This is a genomic window from Streptomyces sp. NPDC046859 (assembly GCF_040645135.1).
Lineage (GTDB): Bacteria > Actinomycetota > Actinomycetes > Streptomycetales > Streptomycetaceae > Streptomyces.
In genome coordinates this window covers 1-15914 of sequence record NZ_JBEYXR010000017.1, presented here as the reverse complement: position 1 = coordinate 15914, position 15914 = coordinate 1, and the positions used below count along the sequence as shown (strand labels likewise).

The following is a 15914-nucleotide window of genomic DNA, read 5'->3' as shown; positions in this document are numbered from 1 at the left end:
CGCCGGATCTCTGCCACGGTGAGCGGGACGAGGGCTGATCCGTTTCTGCAGCCCCTTTGCGGCCTCGCCGGCCTGGGCGGTGAGTGCGGACAGGACGGCGTGGGCGAGCATCGCCAGGGTGATGTGCCATACCAGCCGGGATAGCGGCGGACCCCGTACTCGTCCAGGCCGCATTCGTTCTTCGCGGCTTGGAAGCATTCCTTCGATCGCCCAGCGGGAGCCGGCCAGCCGGGCCAGCTCGGCGATCTCGACGCCGACGGGGGCGTAGGCCAGGTAGTAGGCCACCTCTTAGGGGTCGGACAGGCTACGGCGGGCCATCACCCAGCGGTGATGGGTCGGCGGGTCGGGGTCGAAGATGAGGTTGGCGGGAAGCTTGGCCCCGGCGCAGTCGTAGATCCGCGGGCCCTTCGCTCCGTCACCGCAGGACAGTCTCTGCCAGGCATCGACAGGTGCTTCGTCGATGGGCTGGTCGATGCGCCAGATGCCTGCCAGGGACTTGATCTACTGCGACTTCGGCACCGCCACCACATAGCCGGGAGCTCTACTTACCCAAGGCCTGGACGTCCGGTCGTGACCGCTGCCGGGCGGCGAAGATCCCCGACAAGCGCGGCTTCGCGACCAAGGGAGAGTTGGCCCGGAACATGGTCCGCCGCTGCATGGTCGCCAGCCTGCCCGCCAAGTGGGTCACCGCGGACGAGGCCTATGGGCAGGACTGGCACTTCCGCCGCCTGCTTGAGCAACTTGACGTCCGGTCCACCAGGGCCCGGCCCGAACTGGTGGCGTAGGCGGCGAACACCCCGATCTGACAGTTGTCGATCTTTCCCGAGGTGCCGTTGTACGGCCGACCGACCCCAGCCGAGGTGGTGCCCTTCTTGATGAACCCGGTGTCGTCGATGATCAGCTCTCCGTCCGGTCCGAGGCGCTCGGCGACATAGGCACGGACGTCTCACGCAGGGCGTCCGCGTCCCAGACGATGCTGTTCAACAGCCGCTGGAAGCCGTCGGGGGTGCGATGGCCTGCCCATTCAGCGAGCTGCCAGCCGTTCTTCCTTGCCGTTCGGCCCAGCAGACCGCGGTCGTCGTCCCGCATCCGCCACCGCAGATCCGCCCGAGCGAACCGGCCCGCCACCCGGGCGAACACCGAGTCCAACTCGTCAGCCCAGCAATCGACTTCAGTCATCCCCTCCATGCCAGGACAACGACAACCACCAGTTCAAGACACGAAACGCTGCTGGAGTACTAAGAGCGCTGATTCACACATTCGGCATGCCGAAATCCCGGGCGCAAACGGGGTGTTGGGGTTCAGGACGAAACAGCGGAGAGGTCGCGGGCGGCGTGCAGGGCGGCGGTCGTGAATTCGGTGGGGTTCGGCCGGCACGCGGTCGGGATCCTGTACGAGACGGAGGTGATGGGGACGTACGAGACGGTCGCGTTCCGCCGGGTGCCGCTGGCGGAGCTGGACCAGACGTGACCAACACCCGAAGTGGGAAACCGGTACAGGAAGTTGAAACCAATACGGTAAGAATCCCCCGTTTGCTGGCATCTGCTCCCGGTGTGAGTATGTTATGGGGAACCTGAGCACGTTGTGGGGGGCCGGTGCAGGGAGCACCCATGGCCGACGCATCCCAGGACAGTAAGGACACAGCCGTCGTCGACACCGTGGTCGTCGGCTCGGGCTTCGGCGGGGCGGTCACCGCGTACCGCCTCGCCGAAGCCGGCCAATCGGTGGTGGTGCTGGAGAGGGGGAAGCCGTACCCGCCGGGCGGCTTCCCCCGCAGCCCCGCCGACATGGCCCGCAACTTCTGGGACCCGAGCAACGGCCTGCACGGACTGTTCGACATCTGGTCCTTCCGCGGTCTGGAAGGCGTCGTCTCCAGCGGCCTGGGCGGCGGATCCCTCATCTATGCCAACGTCCTGCTGCGCAAGGACGAACGGTGGTTCGTGAAGGAGTCGCCGCTACCCGGAGGCGGTTACGAGAACTGGCCGGTCGGCCGCCCCGACCTCGACCCGCACTACGACCGGGTGGAGCGCATGCTCGGCGCCACGACCTACCCGTACCAGAACACCCCGAAGACAGTCGCCCTGCACCAGGCGGCCCGCCGGCTCGACCTGCCGGTGTTCCGGCCGCCCCTCGCCGTCTCCTTCGCGCCCCGGCCCGGTGCGCCGCCCGTGCCGGGCGCGCAGATCACCGACCCGGACTACGGCAATCTGCACGGTCTGCCCCGCAGCACCTGTCGGCTGTGCGGCGAGTGCGACATCGGCTGCAACTACGGCGCCAAGAACACCCTCGACCACACCTACCTGTCGGCCGCCCGGCACCACGGCGCCGACATCCGCACCCGCTGCGAGGTACGAGGTTTCACGCCCCGTCCCGGCGGCGGCTACGACGTCTCGTACGTCGTGCACGACCCTGCCCGGGAAGGCCACCGTACGGCCACCGACCGGCTGTCCCTGCACCGCATCGGCTGCCATCGCCTGGTGCTGGCGGCCGGCACTTTCGGCTCGACCTATCTGCTGCTGCGCAACCGGGCGGCACTGCCCGGCCTCAGCAGCGCGCTGGGCACCCGGTTCTGCGGCAACGGCGACCTGCTCGGGCTGGTGCTGCGCGCCACGGCGGGCGCCGACGGAGACCGTCCCTTGAGGCTGGACGCCAGCAGGGGACCTGTCATCACGAGCGCCGTGCGCGGCGGCGACGCACTCGACGAGGACGGCTCGTCGGGGCGCGGCTTCTACATCGAGGACGCCGGCTACCCGGACTTCGTGGCGTGGCTCGCCGAGTCCTCCCGACTGCCGGGCGGCGCCCGCCGCCTTCTCGGGTTCGGACTGCACCGGCTGCTGGCCCGGCTCGGGGTGGATCCGGCGAGCCGCGTCAGCGGGCAACTGGCGCTGCTGCTCGGGCCCGCCCTGTTCTCCGCGACCTCCCTGCCCCTGCTGGGCATGGGGCGGGACGTGCCGGACGGCCGGATGCGGCTGCGCCGCGGCCAGCTCGACGTCGACTGGACGACGCTCACCTCACGCGCGTACTTCGAGCGGGTCCGCTCGACCATGCGGGACATCGCGGGGGCGCTGGGCGGCGACTTCCTCGATAACCCGCTGTGGTGGTGGGGCAACCGCGTGATCACCGTGCACCCGCTCGGCGGCGCCCCCATGGGCCGTCATCCCGGGGAGGGCGTGTGCGACGACATCGGCGAGGTCTTCGGGTTCCCGGGCCTGCATGTGCTGGACGGATCGCTGCTGCCGGGCGCGGTGGGCGCGAACCCCTCCCTGACGATCGCCGCCGTCGCGGACCGGGCCTGCGACCGGATCCTGGAAGGGGAAACGGCGCCGCACGCGGCCGGCCGGGCCCCGGCGCGAGGTACGGCACACGAGGGGCCGACGGCCGGCGGGACCGCGCCGCGCACACCGGCCGAAGCCGCCCCGGCGGGCTCCACCGGTACTGCGTTCGGCTTCACCGGAGCGCCGGCGGACTCCGCCCCCACCCCGCCCGTCGGGCCACCGACCAGCCTCAGCTTCACCGAGGAGATGAAGGGCCATGTCGCCCTCGACGTCGACGACCCCGAGGAGGGCCGCGCGCTCGGACGCTCGCTCGGGCAGCGGCTGAGCTTCCGGCTCACCATCACCGCTGCCGACGTGGACCGCTTCGTCGCCGAGCCAGCGCACGCGGCGGACGCCGCCGGCCACGTCGACTGCGACATCCTCGGCGGACGGCTGGAGGTGAAGCAAGGCTGGTTCAACCTCTTCACCCAGGACGGCGACGCGGGCCGACGGCGCATGCTGTACCGGCTCCACCTGCGCACGCAGGAGGGCGCCCCGCTCACCCTCACAGGGCATAAGGACGTCCACGACAACCCCGGCGCCGACGTCTGGCCCGACACCTCCACCCTCTACGTCCGCCTGCTTGCCGGGCATACCCACCCCGACGACGACGCCACCGCGCCCGTCATCGGCGCCGGGATCGTCATCATCCGGATCGGTGACTTCCTCCAGCAGCTGACCACCTTCCGCACCACCGGCCCACACCCGGCGCGGGCGATGGAGCTCTTCGGCAAGCTGTTCCTGGGCGAACTGTGGGCCGTCTACGGCGGACGCCTGGCGCGCGCCGTACCCGCGAAGGACAGGCCGTGAACCTCAAGCACCTGCGCGCCCACGCCAAGGAGCTCGGCTTTACCCCGTGCGAGCCGGTGCGCTGGCTGGACCCGGCCTCCCTCGTACGGACCGGCGTCAAGGTTGCGCTGGCCGATGTGTTCGCCGCGTACGCGGACAAGCGGGAGATCCAGGGCACTCTCAGGGCCGAGCCCCTGCGGGCCCCGCTCGAGGACCCGGACGCGCGCGAGATGTGGATCGACCACGTCGCCGACCTCGGTGACGGATTCGACGCGACCGCGTCGGTGGCCTGGTCCCTCGCCGCCCCCGGCCTCACCGTCCGCCGTGAACGGCTGCCGCGCGGCTCGCTGCTCGTGCTCGGTGGCGACGAGACCTACCCGGTGGCCTCGATGCAGCTCTACCGCGACAGCATGACCGGCCCCTATGCCTCGGCCCTGCCGGCCACCGAGGGCGCTCCGCCGCTGATGCTGGCGTTGCCGGGCAACCACGACTGGTACGACGGCCTCACCGCGTTCCTGCGCACCTTCGGCCTGCGCCAGCCCGTCGGCGGCTGGCAAACCCGGCAGACCCGCAGCTACTTCGCCGTACGACTGCCGTGCAAGTGGTGGCTCGTCGGCCTCGACAGCCAGCTCGGCGCGTACCTGGACGACCCCCAGCTGCGCTACTTCCAGAACCATCTGTCGGCCCGTCTGCGACCGGGAGACGGAGTGATCGTCTGCTGCGCCGAACCCACCTGGGTCAAGTGTGCCGACGACGCCGGCGCCTTCGACACGCTGCACTGGTTCGACCGCGCCGTGGTCCGCACCCGCACCGACCCACGCACCGGCGAGCCGGTGCCCACCGGCGCGTCGGTCCGGCTGTGGCTGACCGGCGACAAACACCACTACGCCCGCTACGCCGAGCGCCTGCCCACGGATCCGCCCGAGCGCGAAGACCTCCCCCCGGATCCCCGGCGCCGGCAGATGGTGACGTGCGGTCTCGGCGGCGCTTACCTGGCGTCGACCCACACCCTGCCCCGCAGCCTGTCGCTGCCGCCAGCAGCGACCCGGATGCAGGAGAAGGACGACCCCGCAGTGACCTTCACGCGCGCCGACGAGAGCACGTACCCAGAGGTCCGGGAGTCCCGTCGGCTCGCCCGCCGGATCGCGGCGCCGTGGTCCCCGTACTGGCTGCCACGGCGCAACCCCGGTTTCTGCCGGCTCACCGCGGCCGTGCACACCGCCGCCTTCGTCGTTTTCGCCTTCCTGTTCGCGGTGGCGCGGAACCAGCTCCAGCCCATCGACGCCGTGCGGCAGGCGAGCGCCGCGGACCTGGGCCTGTTCACCGCGGTGACCGGCGGTGTCCTGGTGGTGCTGTGGGGTCTCCTGCGCCGGACCTGGCGTCCGCGCCCGGCCAAACCCCGGGCAGCCGACGCCGTACTTCTTCAGGCCGTGGTGGCGCTGGGGGCTCTCGCCGTCTCCGTCGCGCTGCCGTTCCCCGCGCGCTGGCCCGGCTGGGGGGTGCTGCTGGTCTGTCTCGCGGTCGCCGCGGTGCTGGGCGCGGTGGCTGGCGCGCAGGCCTTCGCCCTGTGGGTGCTGTCGGCACGCGGCGGCGCCGTCGCCGACTGGCAGATGTCCGGCCAGGCCGTCGAGGACCGCAAGGGCTTCCTGCGTCTGCACATCGCGCCGGACGGCAACCTCACCCTGCACGCCCTGGTGCTCGACGGGATCTGCCGTCGGTGGAACCTGGAGGACGCACCGGGCGGCCGGAAACGCGCGGTGCCCGCCGAGCCCCTCACCGTACGGCTGATCGAGGACCCCGTCGTGATCGCCCGGGAGGCGAAACGCCATGACCCCCCGCCCTGGACCGAACCCGCGCGGCCACGGCAGCAGCGGCCCCCGGACCGGGACCGGCTCCGTGCGGCGCACGCCCAGGCGCTCCACGACCCGCCGTGACCACATCACCGAGGTGCGGCCCCTCACCGCCCGCGACGGTCGGCCGCTGACCGTCGTCCATGTGCAGGGCCGGCATCCGCCGACCCGTGGGCCGGTGCTGGTCGTGCACGGCGCGGGCGTACGGGCCGAACTCTTCCGGCCGCCGCTGCCCAGGACCTTCGTCGACGCCCTCATCGACGTCGGCTGGGACGTGTGGCTGCTCAACTGGCGGGCCTCCATCGACCTGGACCCGATGCCCTGGACCCTCGACCAGGCGGCCGCCCACGACCATCCGGCAGCCGTCGAGCACGTCCTCGCCGCCACCGGCGCGGACCGGCTCAAGGCGGTCGTGCACTGCCAGGGCTCGACGTCGTTCGTGATGGCCGCCGCGGCCGGGCTGCTGCCCCAGGTGGACACCGTGGTCAGCAACGCCGTCTCACTGCATCCCGTGGTGCCCGCCGTGTCCCGGTTCAAGATCAGCAAGGTGGCACCGGTCGTCGGCCGCGTCCTGCCGCACCTCTCACCGGCCTGGGGCGACCGGCCCGAGGGCTTCGCCGCCCGCTGCGTCGCCGACTTCGTCCGCGCCACCCACCGGGAGTGTCGCAACGGCGTCTGCCGCATGGTCAGCTTCACTTACGGCTCCGGACGGCCGGCCCTGTGGTCCCACGCGAACCTCGACGAAGCCACCCACGACTGGATCCGCGGCGAGTTCGCCGACGTCCCCATGACTTTCTTCGAGCAGATGGACGCCTGTGTGCGGGCCGGCCATCTCGTGGCCACCGGCGCGGTTGAGGGCCTGCCGCCGTCCTTCACCGACCGGGCACCGCAGACTGACGCCCGCTTCGCGCTGTTCGCCGGCGAGGACAACCGCTGCTTCCTCGCTGAGAGCCAGCGCCGCACCTTCGACTTCCTGCACCGTCACCGCCCCGGCCGCGACAGCCTGCACCTCCTGCCCGGCTACGGCCACCTCGACGTCTTCCTGGGCCGACGCGCGGCGGCCGACACCTACCCGCTGATCCTGGAGGAGCTGGCGCGATGAATCCCGCTCTGGGCTTGGCCCGGCTGGTCCTGTCCGCGACACCGTCAACGGTCCCCCGCCGGCAGCGACGACTTGCCGGACGGCACGCTCTCGTCGACGGCATCCCGTTCGTGCTGCCGGTGGATTCCAGCGACACGCCCGCGCTGATGGCCGCGTTCCCTGTCGACCGCGGGGCGGCTGCCCGGCTGCTGCCCGGCGGCGAGCTGCACCCGCTGGCGATCCCCGGTGGCCGCGGTCTGCTCGTCGTCACCGTCGTCGACTACGCCCGCACCGACATCGGCCGCTACATCGAGTTCTCCGTGGCCATCGCCTGCACCCATGGCTCCCGGCCCGCGCCACCCCTCCTGCCCGGGCTGCTGCGCGGCAGCTTCGGCACCGGCCAGTACGTCGTGGACCTTCCGGTGAGCAGCGAGATCTCGGTCAAGGGCGGCAAGGGCATCTGGGGCATGCCGAAACACCGGGCCAGCCTCGACTTCCAGGTGAGCGACCGGGCCGTCTCGAGCCAGTACGAGGACGACGACCGGCTGGGCATGCTCATCGAGGTCGAGCGCCCGCCCGAGACGCGGCTGCCGCTGCGGGTGGCCGCGGTCAACTACTGCGCTTTCCGGGGGATGCTGATGAAGTCGTCCATCTACTTCGAAGGCGCCGCCGACATCGCCCTGGGCAGGCAGGCCCGCGCCCGTCTCGTCCTCGGCGACGCCCCCGGAGCCGCCGCGCTGCACGGCCTCGGGATCGCCGAACAGCCGCTGTTCACCTGCTTCCTGCCGTCGACCCAGGGCATCCTCGACGACCACTTCGAATGCTGGTTCCTCACGGCTGAGGAGGCTGGGCGCACCTTCGGCGAACCACTCCAGAGTGTCGTCGGCCTGGGCCTGTCGGAGGAGTGGCCCGCACCACCGCAGATCGACGTGGGAGCCCGGCCGTGAACACCTTGCTGCTGGTGAACGCGCTGTACTTCCTCTTCGGCGCCACGATGTACATGGGCACCATGTGGGTACTGCGTCTCTTCCTGTATCCCACCTGGCGTGCGCTGACCCCGGACAACGTCGACGTGCACTTCGGCGTGCCCACGAGGCTGGCGACCCGGTTCTTCACGGTCGTCGTACCGCTGATGTTGATCTCCGGCATCGTGCTGGTGTGGAGCGAGTGGGGCAGCTGGTACGTCGTGCTGGCGACCGTCTGCATGGTCGGTATCGCGCTGATCACGTGGTTTGGGCAGGGGATCATCGTCCCGGTCAACAAGCGGATCCAGGGCGGCCGGTTCGATGGCCAGGCCGGGCTCACCCGGTTGCTGGTGCGCTGGATGCGGCTCAACGACATCCGGTTCGTCTTCGCCACGGTGACCTGGGCTGCGATCGTCTGGTACATCGCGGCCAAGGGGGATCTGTGGGGTGCCCTCTCATGACCCTGCTCCCGGCCCGGGTGACCGGTGACCCGCTCCGGCTGGTCCTCCTGGCCATCGCCGCGGTGACGATGGTGACCGGGGTGTGCCAGATGGTGGCCCCCGGCCCCGTGCTGGAGCTGCTCTCCCCTGACTCGGCCCGCTCCGCGTCCCTGAGCCGGCATCTCTTCGCGACCGTGGGAATGTTCATGATCGTCATTGGTGGGCTGCTCGCCCAGCAACTGCTGTCCCCGGGGGCGCCGTCCTTCCCGCTACTGTGGGTGGGGCTACAGAAGTTCGGCGCGTTCGCCCTGGTGACGGCAGGGGTGGCGCGGGACCTGTTCACCGGCCTGGCACTACTCGTGGCGCTGTTCGACCTGGCCACGGCGGGGCTGTGCTGGCTGCTGTGGCGCCGGCCGCCCCGCCCGGCCGAGTCCCTCGTCGCCGCGGACGCCGATACGGCAGGGCCCGGGATCCGGTGAGGCGGTGATCGGCGATGAAACGGTCGTTGGTCCTGGCGGGCGGCGGGATGCGGGTGGCCTGGCAGACCGGCGTGGTCAGAGCACTCGACGAGTACGGCACGGAGTTCGACCACGTCGACGGCACCTCCGGCGGGATCCTCACCACCGGCATGCTGCTGTCTGGCCAGGACCCGGCGGAAATGGGCCGGCGCTGGTCCGACCTGCGCGTCCGGGACTTCAACTCGCCGCTGCCGCTGTCGGACTACCTGCGCGGACCCTGGGCGCTGCCCGCCCTCGGCGACACGGACGGGGTGATCCACCGCGTCTTCCACGCGCTCGGCATCGACCCGGACGCCATCCGTTCCTCTCCGCTGCCCGGCACCTTCAACCTGGTCGACTTCGTCACCAAGACCTGCGTCGCCCTGCCGCACACCGAGATCGACGCGGAACTGCTGGCCGCGGGCATGTCGCTGCCGCTGTTCATGCCACCGCTGCATCGCGACGAACACATCTGGACCGACGCCGTATGGGTCCAGGACGCCAATGTGGGGGAGGCTCTGCGCCGCGGCGCCGACGAGGTCTGGCTGACCTGGTGCATCGGAAACACGCCGTACTGGGGCGACGGACCGCTGGAACAGTACGTCCACATGATCGAGATGTCCGCGAACGGGGCGCTGTTCGCCGAACTGGCCACCGCGTCCCGACCGTTCACACTGCACGTGGTCAAACCGGAGTACCCGCTGCCACTGGACCCCGAGTTCTTCGCAGGACACATCACCGCCGACACCCTGATGGAGATGGGCTACCGCGATGCCTGGCACTACCTCGACGGCGCCGCCCCCGAGGGCGTGCCGAAGGACTCCCGCTGTACGGCGATGCGGGTTCCCCCGCGCGGCGTACGGTACCGGGAGCGCCTGCACGGCGAATTCGACAGCGCCGACCTCATGCTGGAGGCCGCCGTCGACCTGCCGCTGCCCGACGACGACGCCCCGTCACCCGGAGCCCGGCTGGTCGGACACATCGACCACGACCCGTGGGGCGGCCGGGTGCTGCTGGCCGACGGTCGCGTGGAGGCGGACGGCAACGCGCTCACCTACACGGCCCGGGTGCGCCTGGCGGGTCGGTGGCACGAGGTCCGGGCCCTCCGCGCACCGGCCGACGCGACGGTAGCGGACCTGTGGACCCGGACCGGGCCCGTGCCCTTCCGGATCGCCGACGGCAAGGACGTCGCACTCGAACTGGGCCTGCGCGACGCGGCACACGCACTGGCCTCCGTGACCCCCTTCGGCACGCACGGCATCCACGACCACGCCGACACCGTCACCGAACTGGCCGGCACCCCACTGCGCAGAACGGTGGCGGGCGCGCAGGGCAGGCCCCGAGGCCGCTGACGTCTCCGTACGGCCCCTCCAGGAAGGGAAGTCCCGGTACGTCGCGAGAAGGCCCGGTTATTTTCCGCGATGGCTGTTCAGCGCCCGCTTCCCCATCTGCTCCCAGAACAGCCTCAGGTCGGCCAGGTCCGTGCCCCGTTGCCAGCGCGCCTCGGGTCTCACGAGGGATCGCCATCGCGACCGCGACAGCAGTGTCAACTGACCGCGGCAGAAGGCCTCGGAAAGCTCCGGACGGTAGCCGTCCAGCCCCGAGGGAGGATACGGACATAGCTCGAAGGCACAGTCGTCGCGGCAGTTGGAGCCGGCGTGGGCGGCGGCCGTGCGCACCAGGGAGCGGCCCGGGTCGAGAGGGCGGCGGTCCTTGGTCAGGCACGGCGGCAGTTCCGGCCGGGCCGTGCGGTGCAGGCGCCGCAGCCGGTCCTTGGGCCAGTCGCCGCGGCCGGCGAGGTTGAGCAGCAGCATGACGTCGGCGAGGAGCTGCTGGGCGCGCGGATGCAGGGTGCTCCAGCCGGTGGAGGGCGGAATCCACAGCTGGTGCTTGCGTACCTCCCCGTCCCCGGCCGTCCGGGAACCGACGTGCGCGGACACACCGGACTCGTCGATCCACAGGAACCGATCGGGTCGACGGGCCATCAGGGCCCAGACACAGAGCTCGGCGGCGGCCTCGACGAAGGGATGCTGCGGCGCGCCGTCAGGCAGCGCGAGCCACTGACGTACCTGTTCCGCCGGGTCGAAGCCGTGATCCTCGGGGCCCGGGGCAGCACTCGCGCCGTCAGGCAGCTCCCACAGCGTCAGCGCGTGCAGCAGCGTCACGCGGGTGAACCAGAACCGGGAGCGTCTGAGCATGTCCCAGGCTTGTTCGCTGAGGTACTCGCGGGCCTGGGGCCGGGCGTGCGGATGGCGGGCACGGCGGTTGGCCGCGTACTTGAAGCCCTGGGCGAGGGCGATCTCCAGGGTGAGGTCCAGGCCGGAGCCGTCGTCGTTCTCGTCGCAGGCCCTGACCCGCCGCACCCAGCTCTCCAGGATCTCGTACGGGGTGTCGTGGTGGCGGCGGGTGGTGACGGAACCCACGAGCAGGGGGATCAGCCAGGCGCACAGCACATCGTCCCGCCACTTGTGTTCCTCCTCCTCACGTTCCTCCTCCTCTCGCCTGCGCAGCCGCGCGATGTCGTCCTGCGTGCCGTCGGATCCATCAGGTCCGGGGTTCCCATGCCACTCGGCCTTGTCGTCCCACAGGTCCACCAGCCACTCCGGTCTGCGCCCCAACGGCTGTTCGCGGATGGTCTGAGGACCGCGCAGCCGTGGCTCGAGCACGTCGAAGGCGCTGTCGCCGCCCGCGCCGATCTCCTGCGCGATGGCGACCCGTACGTCATGCGACGGCTCCAGGCGCCCGATCTCGAAGAGTTCCGCATACGCGGGCTGGAAGGAGTGGCGGCGGGCGACGCTACGCACGGCCTCACCGAAGCGGGAGACCAGAAGCGCCTTGGCCACGCGCAGCGTGTCCGGATCGCGCGCCCGCAGGTCCGACCACGACGTCGTCAGTTCCATGGCGATACGGTGCTGCTGCGGGTCCGCGGCGACGCAGTCGATCTCCAGGGCGGCGGCGTACAGCTCGAGCGCCTTGGTGTGCAGGGTGCGGCCGAAAACGTGCCGCGGATCGACCGCCCCCTCGGCGCGCCCGGCGTCCTGGGCGCCGGTGGCGCCCAGGTGGCCGGCGCCGGCCGACTGTGCCCGGCCTGCCGCGCGCAGCAGGAGGTCCCGCGCCGAGGCCACCGGGCACCAGGTGCGGTCGCCCGCGGGGGACGCCGCGTGCGCGCAGGAGCCCTCCGGCGTACGCGAGTAGAGCACCAGGGCGATCAGCAGTTCGCGACCCGGGCTCGCCAGCGCCGCCGGGAAGTACGAGCCCTCCGTGGGCTCTTCGGGCACGTGCGGATGGATCACCGCGTTCATGAACCGGGCACCCAGATGAGCCTGGATCACGCTGTGCTGGAACCGCACGCGGTCCCCGTCGAGTTCGACCAGGCCCATACGGGTGCCCCAGTGTGCGGCCAGGCGGATGTCCATCCGGCTTGCCTGGGCCCGCTTGGCCAACTCCCGGACGATCTCCGGGAACCGGGAACCCTCCGGATCGTGTTCGTCAACCACATCGGTGATATCGATCTCGGCAGCGTCGTCGGCCAGCGCCCCGCACGCCAGCGCCGACAGGTAGTCCAGCACCACCCTGCGTTCGTCCCGGCCGAGCGGCAGCTGCGGGGACAGCCGTCCGGCGACGAGGGCGCTCAGCCACGCGTCGAGCAGGTGCAGGCGCAACCCCGCCCGGTCGCCGCCGCGTGTCTCCACGCCCTCCTCGAGCCGACCGGTGAGGGCGCGTTCCAGCAGGCCCTCCTCGTGCAGGTCGCTCGCGACCTGCAGATAGGTCGGGGCCTCGGCGATCCCCGCCTTCTCCACGATCCAGTCGAGCCGTTGCCGGTCCTCCCAGGCGGTACCGGAGGAGATATAAGCGAGGGCCGCCTCCTCGCTGAGCGGTTCCAGATCGGTCAGTGAGGCATCCAGGCCACGCAGCGCGTCATGCGGGCGCGAGGTGATGATGAGCGGCAGGCGCTCCTCATTGGCACGGCGGATCGCCAGCCGGATGACGGTGTCGCGCTCCTCCTTCTGGCCGTCCCCCGTCAGGGCGTCCTCGAGGCCGTCCGCCAGGACCACGATGCGGCCCTGCCGGCACAGCCACTGCCACACCTTCTCCGCCTCGCCCTCGGATCGGATGTGCTCCTGCACCTCTCGCTTGAAGCGGTCGTAGGCCAGCTGCCGAAAGTCCAGATCGCTCCCCGCGCCGCGCAGCCGCAGCGGGACGGGCACCGCCTTGCGCTGCGCCAGCCGCTCCGTGAGCAGCACGAGCAGCGCGGTCTTGCCCGCACCGATGCCGCCAACCACCAAATGGGTGCGACGGAATCGACTGACCCTCAGATCCTCCATGAGCACGTCGCACAACTGGTCCCGGCCAACCACCCGCCCGAAGATGCCGCCCGCCGTCTCCACCAGATCCAGTGGTGCTTCCCGGGCCACCCTGAGGTAGGCCCCGCTCACCTGCCGGAAGCGGAAGAACAGGTACGTGAGGGTGGCCAGGGCCAGGGTGAGCAGGGGCGTGAGGACGCCGGACAGGATGGCGCAGGCCTGTTCGTTGTTCCGGCACCGGCTCTCCACTTCACCGAGGGCCCAGTGCGCCCCGCCCAGTGCGGCCACGGCCACGCCGACCAGGAACAGCTCGGCGAGCGCGCCCAGCACGGTCAGGGCGAGGACCGGGTAGTACCAGCGACTCTTCCGAACCCGCCAGGTGCGGGCCGGCTCCGAGCCCTGTCGGATCAGTTGGGAGGAGGACACCCGGCGGAGGTTCACGCCAGGTGAGGTTCCATGCGGAACTCGCGGACATTCCCCCAAGACCAGGGGTTTCGTCCTCCGCCGACCGACTTTCACCCGCCCAGACCAGCGAACCGGGGGGCGAACCGGGGGACACCCGACGGCCAGCCGCTTACAGCAACCCCGCACGGCCAGGTACATTCCACCCGCTCCACCTCCTCCGCCGATAGCAGCGCCTGAGCTTGGCGTTTAACCTCGCGGGTCACAACGTCCTGCTGACCTGCGGCTCTTCACGGGACAGCGGAGACGGCCGTTCTCCACGCTTCGAGATGTCGAGTCGTGGCGCAGGTCCACGCCAAGCCCACGACCAGCCCCCACGGGAAGCGTCCGCGTTCGTCTGGGCCTATGTCTCCTTCGGCGAGCCGCTCTTCGCGCCACGGCACGTTGAAGCCGAACAGCCCCGGACGTTCGGCAAGCGTGGCGGCAGCGTCGGGCGAACACCTGGTTCCAGCTCTCCCGTCCCGATGCTCTGACCCATTACACGGCCCTACGCGGTCTCCTCTGTCAGCATGGCGATGCCCTCATCGAGAAGATCGAATCGGGCACCAGCACGCCTATCCGCTAGCTTCTGTCCGCTCTGCCAGCGGCGCTCAGCCGCACTCGACGCTGAAGGTCGACCTCGTCGACCTTCACCGTGATCAACTCGCCTATAGCGACAAGCTGATCCGGGGTCTCGATCGGCTCGTCAGCCAGCTCAGAGACATGAAGGGACCCCACAACGTCGGGGGCAAGCTGCACGAACACGCCCAAGGGAACGATCTTGGTGATCGGCCCAGTGAGGATTCGGCCGACCTGATCGGCAAACCGAATGAGTGGATCTTCTTGCAGGGCCTTCAAGGAGAGGGTGACCTGACCGGAGCGCGTCTCGGCGGTGATCACCTCAGCGGTGACCGTTGGTGGGCTTCGACTGCCTCGGATGGGTGGTTGATCCAGCCCCATGTCAGGTCCGGCACCCGGATGAAGCCGGTGCACAGGCCCTCGGGTTCGCCATCGACGTGAACGAAAACCCCGAAGTTGACCCGCCTTGGATCGGTGCACCTTTCGCGCCACGCGTCTCTCGTTCTTGGCCTAATTCAGGCTTGAAAGGTTCCGATAATTGAGGACATGCTCCGTGCAACTTCTCACCGAGAGGAACTTCGACACAAATGAAGGCAAAGCGAATTTCGTACACCATGGGCGTTATCGGAAGTGCTGCCGCGCTTGTACTCGGTGCAAACTCAACGGCTTTCGCCGCCTCGGGTTCTGCATCGGGTACAGGGGTGTCCGCCAGCGCTTCCTGGTCGTGGAGCGGCTGCTGTACCATCAACAACATCAGCCAAAGCGTGAGCGACACCAAAGGAGACAGCCACGCCGTCTACGCCTTCATCCGTGTCTACACCGGCCTGAATCCCGACGGGGACGACGTGGCGAATTTGCGCAACGACCAGGGGTATAACAGTACTATTACGCGCAATGGGCGCTCCTGGGCGGCCTCAAGCAACATCAGCGGTGTTCGGGTGATCGCCTGCGTCGATGATGCTGGCTCGGACACCTGCTACAAGGGCGCGTACATCGATAACCCGAATACGTGAGGGGTCGCGGGTAGGGACAGCAAAATCCCGGATCGCATCCGCAGAGAGCTCTACCCTCGATCTTTCGTGACGGTCTGCTGGTAGCTTCGAGCACCTCGATCATCTGCGGGGCGTCGCCCCACTGCCTCGGTGTCACCAGCAGTTCGAGGGGGCGACAGCCACCTTCAAGGTGGACCTTGCAGGGCAGGCCGCCCCGGGACCATACGAGCCCTTCGTCGGGGCGGTGGTGCCGGGGCGTTGTCCTTTTTCGGGATGGGCGGCCTAGCCTTGCGGGCGCCGGCCGCGTGCTGATGGGCCCGGCAGGAGGTCGAGTCCACGCCGACCATGCTCCAGCCGATCCGCCCTTCTCGATCGCCGTCGTCCTGGACGGCGCGCAGGATCCTATCCAAGTGCCGTCCGCCGACCAGCGGACGTGCCGTTCATAGACGGTCTTCCAGGCCCCGTACCGGTCGGGCAGGTCACGCCAGGGAATATCCGTGCGGACCCGGAACATGATCCCGCCCACGACCATCCAGTCTGAAAGTCGCATGATCCGTCGGCCAGGCTCTAGTGATCTGAGTCAGAGATTCGTCGGCAGTAGGCGGCGACTTTGTCGAGGATCTCGTCGGCGGTCTTCGTCCAGACGAACGGTCTGGGGTGCT

The 15914-nt window shown here is 70.0% G+C and carries 10 protein-coding genes and 4 pseudogenes; 9 read left to right on the top strand and 5 right to left on the bottom strand.

The window, feature by feature from the left end; all coding sequences use genetic code 11:
• Positions 1 to 72: 72 nt before the first annotated feature.
• Positions 73 to 438 (bottom strand): annotated as a pseudogene (locus ABZ899_RS24120) (IS701 family transposase); the annotation flags it as partial.
• Between the two features lie 95 nt (positions 439 to 533).
• Between ABZ899_RS24120 and ABZ899_RS24115 the strand changes: the two are divergent.
• A pseudogene (locus tag ABZ899_RS24115) lies at positions 534 to 710 on the top strand (transposase); the annotation flags it as partial.
• A gap of 38 nt (positions 711 to 748) precedes the next feature.
• On the opposite strand, the pseudogene ABZ899_RS24110 reads toward ABZ899_RS24115, so the two are convergent.
• Positions 749 to 1188, bottom strand: a pseudogene (locus ABZ899_RS24110) (transposase); the annotation flags it as partial.
• A gap of 422 nt (positions 1189 to 1610) precedes the next feature.
• Between ABZ899_RS24110 and ABZ899_RS24105 the strand changes: the two are divergent.
• Genes ABZ899_RS24105 through ABZ899_RS24075 form a run of 7 tightly spaced genes read left to right on the top strand, consistent with a single transcriptional unit; the run spans position 1611 to position 10288 of the window.
• Entirely contained in the window at positions 1611 to 4124 is a 2514-nt protein-coding gene (locus tag ABZ899_RS24105) for a GMC oxidoreductase (RefSeq protein ID WP_361349780.1), read from the top strand.
• Positions 4121 to 6037 (top strand): metallophosphoesterase, encoded by a 1917-nt coding sequence (locus tag ABZ899_RS24100; RefSeq protein WP_361349777.1) that lies wholly within the window; start codon positions 4121 to 4123, stop codon positions 6035 to 6037. The genes ABZ899_RS24105 and ABZ899_RS24100 overlap by 4 nt, the downstream gene beginning before the upstream one ends.
• Positions 6000 to 7055, top strand: a complete 1056-nt coding sequence (locus ABZ899_RS24095) for an alpha/beta fold hydrolase (protein WP_361349774.1) — start codon at positions 6000 to 6002, stop codon at positions 7053 to 7055. Before ABZ899_RS24100 ends, ABZ899_RS24095 begins: the two co-directional genes overlap by 38 nt.
• Positions 7052 to 7981 (top strand): acetoacetate decarboxylase family protein, encoded by a 930-nt coding sequence (locus ABZ899_RS24090; RefSeq protein ID WP_361349772.1) that lies wholly within the window; start codon positions 7052 to 7054, stop codon positions 7979 to 7981. Before ABZ899_RS24095 ends, ABZ899_RS24090 begins: the two co-directional genes overlap by 4 nt.
• Positions 7978 to 8460 carry an anthrone oxygenase family protein gene (locus ABZ899_RS24085; protein WP_361349769.1) on the top strand — a complete coding sequence of 161 codons (483 nt, stop codon included), beginning with the start codon at positions 7978 to 7980 and terminating at the stop codon, positions 8458 to 8460. The genes ABZ899_RS24090 and ABZ899_RS24085 overlap by 4 nt, the downstream gene beginning before the upstream one ends.
• Positions 8457 to 8918 (top strand): hypothetical protein, encoded by a 462-nt coding sequence (locus ABZ899_RS24080; protein WP_361349766.1) that lies wholly within the window; start codon positions 8457 to 8459, stop codon positions 8916 to 8918. The genes ABZ899_RS24085 and ABZ899_RS24080 overlap by 4 nt, the downstream gene beginning before the upstream one ends.
• Positions 8919 to 8932: 14 nt before the next feature.
• Positions 8933 to 10288 (top strand): patatin-like phospholipase family protein, encoded by a 1356-nt coding sequence (locus ABZ899_RS24075; RefSeq protein WP_361349763.1) that lies wholly within the window; start codon positions 8933 to 8935, stop codon positions 10286 to 10288.
• A gap of 57 nt (positions 10289 to 10345) precedes the next feature.
• On the opposite strand, the gene ABZ899_RS24070 is transcribed toward ABZ899_RS24075, so the two are convergent.
• A complete protein-coding gene (locus ABZ899_RS24070) occupies positions 10346 to 13666 on the bottom strand; it encodes an NACHT domain-containing protein (RefSeq protein ID WP_361349760.1) in 3321 nt (1106 codons plus the stop codon).
• Positions 13667 to 14263: 597 nt separating this feature from the next.
• Positions 14264 to 14581 carry a S1 RNA-binding domain-containing protein gene (locus tag ABZ899_RS24065; RefSeq protein ID WP_361349757.1) on the bottom strand — a complete coding sequence of 106 codons (318 nt, stop codon included), beginning with the start codon at positions 14579 to 14581 and terminating at the stop codon, positions 14264 to 14266.
• 266 nt (positions 14582 to 14847) lie between these two features.
• Here ABZ899_RS24065 and ABZ899_RS24060 point away from each other — a divergent pair, with 266 nt between their 5' ends.
• Entirely contained in the window at positions 14848 to 15273 is a 426-nt protein-coding gene (locus ABZ899_RS24060) for a hypothetical protein (RefSeq protein ID WP_361349754.1), read from the top strand.
• An 85-nt stretch (positions 15274 to 15358) separates the two neighbouring features.
• On the opposite strand, the pseudogene ABZ899_RS24055 reads toward ABZ899_RS24060, so the two are convergent.
• Positions 15359 to 15802, bottom strand: a pseudogene (locus ABZ899_RS24055) (IS5 family transposase); the annotation flags it as partial.
• Positions 15803 to 15914 lie beyond the last annotated feature (112 nt).

What these genes read in the sequence shown, in the direction of transcription:
- ABZ899_RS24105 (WP_361349780.1), top strand. Translation starts at nt 1,611, where the DNA reads ATGGCCGACGCATCCCAGGACAGTAAGGACACAGCCGTCGTCGACACC.
- ABZ899_RS24090 (WP_361349772.1), top strand. Translation starts at nt 7,052, where the DNA reads ATGAATCCCGCTCTGGGCTTGGCCCGGCTGGTCCTGTCCGCGACACCG.
- ABZ899_RS24080 (WP_361349766.1), top strand. Translation starts at nt 8,457, where the DNA reads ATGACCCTGCTCCCGGCCCGGGTGACCGGTGACCCGCTCCGGCTGGTC.
- ABZ899_RS24075 (WP_361349763.1), top strand. Translation starts at nt 8,933, where the DNA reads ATGAAACGGTCGTTGGTCCTGGCGGGCGGCGGGATGCGGGTGGCCTGG.
- ABZ899_RS24060 (WP_361349754.1), top strand. Translation starts at nt 14,848, where the DNA reads ATGAAGGCAAAGCGAATTTCGTACACCATGGGCGTTATCGGAAGTGCT.